The 9,363-nt window shown below is 72.2% G+C and carries 4 protein-coding genes and 4 pseudogenes; 3 read left to right on the top strand and 5 right to left on the bottom strand.

Annotated features, from left to right (window positions below):
- Positions 1–162 precede the first annotated feature (162 nt).
- On the bottom strand, positions 163–1,638 hold the full coding sequence (locus EAO71_RS05965; protein WP_261992026.1) for a diaminobutyrate--2-oxoglutarate transaminase family protein: 1,476 nt from the start codon (positions 1,636–1,638) through the stop codon (positions 163–165).
- A 322-nt stretch (positions 1,639–1,960) separates the two neighbouring features.
- Between EAO71_RS05965 and EAO71_RS05960 the strand changes: the two genes are divergently transcribed.
- Positions 1,961–3,136 carry a trypsin-like serine peptidase gene (locus EAO71_RS05960; protein ID WP_147976720.1) on the top strand — a complete coding sequence of 392 codons (1,176 nt, stop codon included), beginning with the start codon at positions 1,961–1,963 and terminating at the stop codon, positions 3,134–3,136.
- Between the two features lie 142 nt (positions 3,137–3,278).
- Positions 3,279–4,445 (top strand): trypsin-like serine peptidase, encoded by a 1,167-nt coding sequence (locus tag EAO71_RS05955; protein WP_147976719.1) that lies wholly within the window; start codon positions 3,279–3,281, stop codon positions 4,443–4,445.
- Positions 4,446–4,544: 99 nt separating this feature from the next.
- On the opposite strand, the pseudogene hflX reads toward EAO71_RS05955, so the two are convergent.
- Both hflX and EAO71_RS38585 read right to left on the bottom strand, forming a co-directional pair.
- Positions 4,545–5,833, bottom strand: a pseudogene (gene hflX / locus EAO71_RS05950) (GTPase HflX).
- A 118-nt stretch (positions 5,834–5,951) separates the two neighbouring features.
- A pseudogene (locus tag EAO71_RS38585) lies at positions 5,952–6,116 on the bottom strand (M1 family peptidase); the annotation flags it as partial.
- Here EAO71_RS38585 and EAO71_RS05940 point away from each other — a divergent pair.
- Positions 6,093–6,410: pseudogene (locus EAO71_RS05940) on the top strand (GTPase); the annotation flags it as partial. The pseudogenes EAO71_RS38585 and EAO71_RS05940 overlap by 24 nt on opposite strands.
- Positions 6,411–6,878: 468 nt before the next feature.
- On the opposite strand, the pseudogene EAO71_RS05930 reads toward EAO71_RS05940, so the two are convergent.
- Together EAO71_RS05930 and dapF are read right to left on the bottom strand one after the other, a co-directional pair.
- Positions 6,879–8,111, bottom strand: a pseudogene (locus EAO71_RS05930) (HD domain-containing protein); the annotation flags it as partial.
- Between the two features lie 332 nt (positions 8,112–8,443).
- Positions 8,444–9,328 carry a diaminopimelate epimerase gene (gene dapF / locus EAO71_RS05925; RefSeq protein ID WP_187282575.1) on the bottom strand — a complete coding sequence of 295 codons (885 nt, stop codon included), beginning with the start codon at positions 9,326–9,328 and terminating at the stop codon, positions 8,444–8,446.
- Positions 9,329–9,363: the final 35 nt, after the last annotated feature.

Below are 9,363 nucleotides of genomic sequence, written 5' to 3'. Positions count from 1 at the left end.
CGGCGGGCCGGGGGTCGTACGGGCCGGAGTGCTGACGGGGGACGACGGCGTGTTCGACGGCGAGGGGCCCGTGCGGGGTGCTGTCGGCGTCGGGCGCTTCGGGTGCGGGGGTCGCGTTCACGGCGGGACTTCCTTGTGATGGTGTCCGGGTTCGGTCCGGGATCAGTGGGACGGTCCGGTGTCGTTCCGGTGGTGCACGGCCCGCCGGCGTACGGGCCGGGGGCGGTCGGGCTGTGCCGGGCGGTGGGCGCGCTCGGCGGCTGCCAGGGCGTCGGCGAAGCGGTCGAGGACGGCCTCGGCCTGTTCGTCGGTGAGGGTGAGCGGCGGGAGGAGCCGGACGACCGCGGAGTGGCGTCCGCCCAGTTCCACGATGAGTCCGCGGTCCAGGCACTGCCGTTGGACGGCCGACGCGAGAACGGGGTCGGCGGGCGGGATGTGGGGGTCGGCGGAGAGAGGGTCCTCGGCGGTGGGGTCGACGAGTTCGACGCCGATCATCAGCCCGCGGCCGCGCACGTCGCCGATGGACGGGTGGGCCGCGGCCAGACCCTGGAGGCGGCCGAGCATGCGGGCGCCGAGGGTGGCGGCCCGGTCGGCCAGGCGGTTCTCCCGGACGTGGGCGAGGGTGGCCGCACCGGCGGCCATGGCCAGCTGGTTGCCGCGGAAGGTCCCGGCGTGGGCTCCGGGTTCCCAGGCGTCGAGTTCGGCGCGGTAGACGACGACGGCGAGGGGCAGGGAGCCGCCGATGGCCTTGGACAGGACCATGACGTCGGGGACGACGCCGCTGTGCTCGACGGCCCAGAAGGCGCCGGTGCGGCCGACGCCCGTCTGGACCTCGTCGGCGATGAGCGGGATGGAACGGGCCGCGGTGACGCGCCGCATGCGGCGCATCCAGTCGTCGGGCGCGGGGAGCACGCCGCCTTCGCCCTGCACCGGTTCGAGGATCATCGCGGCGGGTGTGGTGACCCCGCTCTTGGGATCGTCGAGGAGGGTCTCGGTCCAGCGGGCGGCCAGTTCGGCGCCTCGGTCTCCGCCGACGCCGAACGGGCAGCGGTAGTTCTGCGGGTAGGGCAGCCGGGTCACCCGGACGTCGGTCGCGCCGCCCGAGGCGTCGAGGGCTCCCGCCGTCATCCCGTGGTAGGCGCCGGCGAAGCTGAGCAGTCCGCTGCGGCCGGTGGCCTTGCGGACCAGTTTGAGGGCGGCCTCGACGGCGTCCGTACCGGCGGGGCCGCAGAACTGGATCCGCGCGTTCTCGGCGAGGCCGGCCGGCAGCGTGGCGAACAGCTCGGTGGTGAAGGCGTCCTTGACCGGGGTCGCCAGGTCGAGGACGTGGAGCGGGGCACCCGAGTCGAGCACCTTCCTGATCGCTTCCAGGACCACCGGATGGTTGTGCCCGAGCGCCAGCGTCCCGGCACCCGACAGACAGTCGAGGTAACGGCGGCCGTCCGCTCCCTCGATGGTCAGTCCCCGCGCCCGGACGGGGACGATCGGCAACGAGCGCGCGTACGTGCGCGCCGCCGACTCGCGCAGCGACTGGCGGCGCAGGATGCCCTCGTGGGCGCTCCCCCCGCCCGTCGCCCTCTCCCCTTCGTCCGTCCGTGCGGCCCCCGGTGCCGCCGGGGCTGGTTCGGTCACGGCCACGGCTCGGTGTCCTCCCGCTGTAACAGTTGCGTTGCACATCGGTACGTCGCTCGACCGTGTGTACGACGGCCCTGAACGCTGCCTCTGTGCCCCCCGTACCTACCAACGACGGGAGGCGCCGGGGATAACGGGCCGATCCGAAGATCCTTCGAGTGGTCTGCGTCACGTCCCGGCAACGGCCGCACCGCGGCGGGAACCGCGCACCTGGCGCGTACCGTCCCCTCCGGCACCGGCATAGTGGGGGCCGCACTTCGAGCGCCGGTCACGGCGCCGACACTGTTCACTCATGCACAAGTTGACGTAGTCCCAGGGGGATCACGAGATGCGACCGATTCGTCCGCTGCTCGCCGCGGCAGCCGCCGTGGCGGCGTTGACGCTGACGGCGACGGCCTGCGGCCCGACCGAGGACAACGCGGGGAACAAGCCCAGCGCACCCGCGAGTCCGTCCACCGGCGACAAGATCACGATTCCGGACGACCTCAAGGACCGGCTCAAGAAGCACGGGATCGATCTGGACAAGTGGAGGGACGGCGAGTGGAAGAACTGGGACCGCGACAAGTGGCTGCGTGAGGCCAAGGACTACGTCAACCCGATCATCGAGGACCTCTGGGACCCGGACCGCATGCGGGACGCCGAGCGCCCCGACAAGCCGGTCGAGGAGGAGGACATCTCGGGCGACAAGGGTGTCACCGACCCGACCCCCGCGCCGGTGCGGGCGAAGTCCGTCCAGTCGCCGTACCACGCCAGCGTCCCCGAGGCCGGCAAGGTCTTCTTCGACGGTCCGCAGGGTTCGATGGTCTGCTCGGCCACGGTCGTGAAGGACCCGGCGCACCCGGGCAAGTCCAACATGGTCTGGACTGCGGGTCACTGCGTGCACGCCGGCAAGAAGGGCGGCTGGTACCGCAACATCGCCTTCGTCCCCTCCTACAACGACAGCGGGAAGCCGACCTCCGCGCTGGAGAACGCCACCCGTGACCAGGTCGCCCCGTACGGCGTGTGGTGGGGCGACTGGGTGCAGACGTCCGACCAGTGGATCGCGGAGGGCGCGTCGACCGGCGGTCAGGGCGCGCCGTACGACTTCGCGGTGATCCACGTGACGCCCGAGAAGGGCGGCACGGGCAAGTCGCTGGAGGAGACGGTCGGTTCGGCGCTCCCGGTGGAGTTCAACGCCCCCGCGGTCTCGAAGATCTCCGCGATGACGGCGACCGGCTACCCGGCGGGCCCGCCGTACGACGGCCAGAAGATGTTCCAGTGCCAGGACCGGCCGGGCCGCCTCTCGGTGAAGGCCGAGCAGCCCACGATGTACCGCATCGGCTGCACCATGACCGGCGGTTCGTCCGGCGGCGGCTGGGTGGCCAAGGGCCAGGACGGCAAGCCGGCCCTGGTGTCCAACACCTCCATCGGCCCGGTGACGGCCGGCTGGCTGGCCGGTCCGCGCCTGGGCGCCGAGGCCAAGGGCGTGTACGACGCGGTCAGCAAGAAGTACGCGGGCAACTGACCCGCGGGTGAACCGGGAGGCGGGACCCCTGGGGTCCCGCCTCCCGGTGGCAGGCATACTGTGCACCGCTAGTGACGCGTCCATGGCAACCCATGAGTGGCAGGGCCGGGACGCGGGATCCGTCTCAGGGGGAGAACAACTCATGCGTTCCATACGACTTCTGCCGGCCGCCGCCGGTCTGGCGGTGGCGCTCGCGCTGACCGTGACGGGTTGCGGCCCGACCGAGACGCCGGCCGCCGACAAGCCGGCCGCCGATGCCAACGCGTCCGGTCCCACCGGCGACGGCGGAGACGCCGCGCTCCCCCAGGACCTGGCCGACAAGCTGAAGAAGCACGGCGTCGACCTGGACAAGTGGAAGAAGGGCGACTGGAAGAACTGGGACCAGGACACGTGGCTGCGTGAGGCCGAGGACTTCGTCAACCCGGTCATCGACGGGCTCTGGGACAACCAGCGCATGCAGTCGGCGAAGAGCCCCGACCCCACGATCGCGGCCGCCTCGGGCAGTTCGGGCAGCGACCCGGTGCCGCGTCCGGTGCAGGCCCAGCGCGAGAAGACCCCGTACCACCGCAACGCGGCTCCGGTCGGCAAGATCTTCTTCGACTCCCCGCAGGGCCACATGGTCTGCTCCGGCACGATCGTGAAGGACCCGCGCCGGCCCGGCAAGTCCAACATGGTCTGGACGGCCGGCCACTGCGTGCACGCCGGTCAGCGCGGCGGCTGGTACCGCAACATCGCCTTCGTGCCGGCCTACAACGACCTCGGCAAGTCGGCCTCCGCACTGCGCAACGCCCAGCCCCACGAGGTCGCCCCCTACGGCCAGTACTGGGCCGACTGGGCCGTGACCTCGGGCGAGTGGATCCAGCGCGGCGGCACGAACCCGGCCTGGCCCTACGACTACGCCGTGCTCCACGTGAAGCCGGAGCGGGGCGGCAAGTCCCTGGAGGAGACGGTGGGCGCGGCCCTGCCGGTCGACTTCTCGGCGCCGACGGCCGCGCAGGCCGGCACGATGGGTGCCTGGGGCTACCCGGCGGCGCCGCCGTACAACGGCCTGATCATGCACAAGTGCCTGGACCGGCCGACCCGGCTGACCACGGCTCCGGCCACGCCGACCATGTACCGCATCGGCTGCACGATGACCGGCGGTTCGTCCGGCGGCGGCTGGTTCCGGGTGCTGCCCAACGGCAAGACCGCGCTCGTGTCGAACACCTCGATCGGCCCGGCCGGCGGCAACGGCTGGCTCGCGGGACCGCAGCTGGGCAGGGGCGCCCAGGCCGCGCACGACATGGTCAGCAAGAAGTTCGCCCGCTGACCCCTGGGGCCCGGCACCGGGCCCCGTCCGGGTCCGTTCACGCGGAAGGCCCCGCCCCCTCGCATCGAGGGGGCGGGGCCTTCCGCGTGGGGCGACCGCTCAGTGCGCGGCGGGAACGTACGGCATCAGGAACGCCGCCAGCTCCTCGTGCACCCGTGCCTTGATCAGCGTGCCCTCCGGGGTGTGCTCCTCGGAGAGCATCTCGCCCTCGGCGTGCACCCGGGAGACGAGGCCGCCCTGGGTGTACGGCACGAGCGCCTCGATCTCGACCTTCGGACGGGGCAGTTCGGCGTCGATGAGCGCGAGCAGCTCCTCGATGCCCTCGCCCGTCCGGGCGGAGACCGCGATGGCGTGCCGCTCGGCGCGCATGATCCGCTGCAGCACCAGCGGATCGGCGGCGTCGGCCTTGTTGACGATACCCGGCCGGTCGGCGTCTCGGCCCGGCGGACGGTCGGGTCGAGGGTGGCGAACAGTGCGTTCTCCACCAGCACACCCGCGCCGGTCAGCCGGTTGAGCAGGGAGGACTTGCCGGCGTTCGTGTATCCGGCGATGGCGACCGACGGCACCTTGTGACGGCGCCGCTCCTGCCGCTTGATGTCGCGGCCGGTCTTCATCTCCGCGATCTCCCGGCGCATCTTCGCCATCTTCTCGCGGATCCGACGCCGGTCGGTCTCGATCTTGGTCTCACCGGGACCACGGGTGGCCATGCCGCCACCGCCGCCGCCACCCATCTGACGGGAGAGCGACTGACCCCAGCCGCGCAGTCGCGGCAGCATGTACTGCATCTGCGCGAGAGCGACCTGCGCCTTGCCCTCACGGGACTTGGCGTGCTGGGCGAAGATGTCGAGGATCAGGGCGGTCCGGTCGACCACCTTGACCTTGACGACGTCCTCGAGGGCGATGAGCTGACCCGGGCTGAGCTCGCCGTCGCAGACGACGGTGTCGGCGCCGGTCTCGAGCACGATGTCCCGCAGTTCGCGTGCCTTGCCCGAGCCGATGAACGTGGCCGGGTCCGGCTTGTCACGGCGCTGGATGACGCCGTCGAGCACGAGGGCGCCCGCCGTCTCGGCGAGGGCCGCGAGCTCCGCGAGGGAGTTCTCCGCGTCCTGGACGGTCCCCGAGGTCCACACACCGACCAGCACCACGCGCTCCAGGCGCAGCTGCCGGTACTCGACCTCGGTGACGTCCTCGAGCTCGGTGGAGAGGCCCGCCACGCGCCGCAGAGCCGCGCGCTCGGAGCGGTCGAACTGATCGCCGTCCCGCTCTCCGTCGATCTCGTGGCTCCAGGCGACGTCCTCTTCCATCAGGGCATCGGCCCGAAGGCTCTCGGTGCGGCTCGTCTCGGCGAAGCTCTGCTCGTCCTGGGAAGGGGATGAAGAGGAGGTCATTTGATCCTTACGTCGATGGAAAGTCGTTGCATCGATCACAACGTGTGACGGCCGTGAAACATTCCCGGCCGGGCCGCGCTGCCGACCTGATGATGGTGACACGCCCGGACGCGGCCCGTCACCCCGGTTTCACGGCTCCGGCGGCCTCCGGAGCGCGACTGCGCCAGTCCGGGTGGCCGGGCATGGCCGGGGTCTTCTTCGCGTACAGCCAGCCCGCGAGGAAGGAGCCGAGGTCACGCCCCGCGACCTCCGAGGCCAGGGCCGTGAAGTCGGCGGTGGTGGCGGCATGGCCACCCGTGGTCCCGGTGAGACCAAGATCGAGACCGACCGGCGTCGGATCCGCGAGAAGATGGCGAAGATGCGCCGGGAGATCGCGGAGATGAAGACCGGCCGCGACATCAAGCGGCAGGAGCGGCGCCGTCACAAGGTGCCGTCGGTCGCCATCGCCGGATACACGAACGCCGGCAAGTCCTCCCTGCTCAACCGGCTGACCGGCGCGGGTGTGCTGGTGGAGAACGCACTGTTCGCCACCCTCGACCCGACCGTCCGCCGGGCCGAGACGCCGACCGGCCGGGTTCCCTGCTCAACCGGCTGACCGGCGCGGGTGTGCTGGTGGAGAACGCACTGTTCGCCACCCTCGACCCGACCGTCCGCCGGGCCGAGACGCCGACCGGCCGGGTCGCTGCACACGGCCGTCGCCGCCCCGGACGGAGCCGTCGCCGAAGTCCTCATCCGCACCCACCAGATGCACAAGGTCGCCGAAGCGGGCGTCGTCGCCCTCGGTAATCCGTACACGCCCCCGGCCACGGCCGACGCCGGCGCCGAAGCGGCCGAGGACGGCGAGCGCGCCGACCCGACCCGCCCCGGCTGGCTCTCCCGCCTGCTCGACTGGCAGGAGGCCACCCCCGACCCCGACACCTTCTGGACCTCGCTGCGCGCCGACCTCGCCGAGGACCAGGAGATCACCGTCTTCCGCGCCGACGGCGGAACACTCGGCCTGCCCGCCGGGGCGAGCTGCGTGGACGCCGCCTACGCCCAGCACGGCGAAGCCGCCCACGGCTGTCTCGGCGCGCTCGCCGTCCTCGGCCGCTTCGGCGCCGGCGTCGGCCGTGGCCGGGGGCGTGTACGGATTACCGAGGGCGACGACGCCCGCTTCGGCGACCTTGTGCATCTGGTGGGTGCGGATGAGGACTTCGGCGACGGCTCCGTCCGGGGCGGCGACGGCCGTGTGCAGCGACTGGTACAGGTTGAACTTGGGGGCGGCGATGAAGTCCTTGAACTCGGAGATCACCGGGGTGAAACAGGTGTGGAGCTCGCCGAGGACGCCGTAGCAGTCGGCGTCCTCGTTGACCAGGACGAGGAGCCGGCCGAAGTCGCCGCCGCGCAGGTCTCCTCGCTTGAGCCGGACGCGGTGGACGGAGACGAAGTGCCGGGGCCGGATGAGGACCTCGGCGGGGATGTCCGCCTCGCGGAGCACGGCGGAGACGGCGTCCGCGATGGCGGCGAGAGCGTCGCCGGCGCCGGTGTTCTCGGCGATGAGGGCGCGGGTGTTCTCGTACTCCTCGGGGTGGAGGATCGCGAAGACCAGGTCCTCCAGCTCCGTCTTGAGCGCCTGCACGCCGAGCCGCTCGGCGAGGGGGATGAGGACGTCGCGGGTGACCTTGGCGATGCGGACCTGTTTCTCCGGGCGCATCACGCCGAGGGTGCGCATGTTGTGGAGCCGGTCGGCGAGTTTGATCGACATCACGCGGACGTCGTTGCCGGTGGCGACGAGCATCTTGCGGAAGGTCTCCGGTTCGGCGGCGGCGCCGTAGTCGACCTTCTCCAGCTTCGTCACGCCGTCGACGAGGTAGGCGACCTCGTCGCCGAACTGCTCGCGGACCTGATCGAGCGTCACGTCCGTGTCCTCGACGGTGTCGTGGAGGAGGGAGGCGGTCAACGTCGTCGTCTCGGCGCCGAGTTCGGCGAGGATGAGGGTGACCGCGAGGGGGTGGGTGATGTACGGCTCACCGCTCTTGCGGTACTGCCCGCGATGCGAGAACTCGGCGAGGACGTAGGCCCGGCGCAGCACGGCGAGGTCGGCCTCGGGGTGGTGGGCGCGGTGCGCTTCGGCGACGTGCCCGATCGCGTCGGGCAGCCGGTCCCTCGCGGTGGGACCGAGCAGAGCGGCGCGGCCCAGTCGGCGGAGGTCGATCCTCGCGCGGGCTCGTCTGCGGCTGGGAGCGTCGGGGCCGGTGGCCTCGGCTGCGCTCACAGGGTTGGTGGCCTCTGCACTCATGGGGCACCTCCGGCGACGTCGACCGGCGGTGGGCGGGCAAGGCGTGCCTGCCGGGCCGGTGCTTGATGCTACCGACCCCACCACGCGCTGCAGTGCCCCTCTCGCCCAGCGTGAAACGGATCACCCATTCGAGCGACGGATCAGTCGTTGACTGTTTCGATTCCTGTCGGTCGTGGCCGCTCGGAGGGGCGGTCGGGCGGGCACGCGGGACCCGGCCGCCGTCCCGCTCGGGGTGGACGGCGGTGGATCGGCGGAGTGTCGAGGGGGCCGGCCGGCCCTGCTGTCCGGCCGGCCTGCTGGCGGGCCGTCTCTGCTGGCCGGCCGGCTGAGGTTCAGGCGGCCGGGACGTCGGCGAGCCAGGCGGGGTCGAGGGTGCCCTCGGCGACGATGACGGCCGGACCGGTCATCTCGATCTCGCCGTCGGGGTGCTCGGTGATGACGAGCCTCCCGCCGAGGACGTCGACGGTGTACGTGACGGGGGTGCCGCTCCGCGCCGGGTCGACGCCGWCCCGGCGCGCGGTGGCCACGGCGACGGCGCAGGCGCCGGTGCCGCAGGAGCGGGTCTCGGCGGCGCCGCGCTCGTGGACGCGCATGGCGACGTGGCGGGGGCCGCGGTCGGCGACGAACTCGATGTTCACGCCGTCGGGGTAGACCGCGGCCGGGGCGTACGGGGGCTCGCTGAACAGGTTGCCGGCGTGGTCGAGGCTCTCGACGAAGGCGACGGCGTGAGGGTTGCCCATGTTCACGTTGCGGGCGGGCCAGCTGCGTCCTTCGACGGTGACGGTGACGCCGTCCTCGGGGAGCCGTGCGCGGCCCATGGAGACGGTGACGGAGCCGTCCTTGTCGAGGTGGACCCTCTTGACCCCGCCGCGGGTGGCGACGGCGACCTCGCCGGCGGCGACGTGTCCGGCGTGCTCCAGGTAGCGGGCGAAGACGCGGACGCCGTTGCCGCACATCTCCGCCACGGAGCCGTCCGCGTTGCGGTAGTCCATGAACCACTCGGCCTCGTCGGCCATGGACCGGGCCTCGGGGTGGGCGGCGCTGCGGACCACGTGGAGCAGCCCGTCGCCACCGATCCCGGCCCGCCGGTCGCACAGCCGGGCGACGACCGCGGCGGGCAGCTCGACGGTGTTGTCGGCGTCGGGGACGATCACGAAGTCGTTCTCGGTCCCGTGGCCCTTGAGGAATGTGAGGGGCGAGGTCAGCGTGCTGGTCACGGGATCAACTGTACGGGGCGGCCACGGGACCGAGA

Source organism: Streptomyces sp. MS191 (assembly GCF_008042125.1).
Taxonomy (GTDB): domain Bacteria; phylum Actinomycetota; class Actinomycetes; order Streptomycetales; family Streptomycetaceae; genus Streptomyces.
This window is presented reverse-complemented; position numbering and strand designations above follow the sequence as displayed.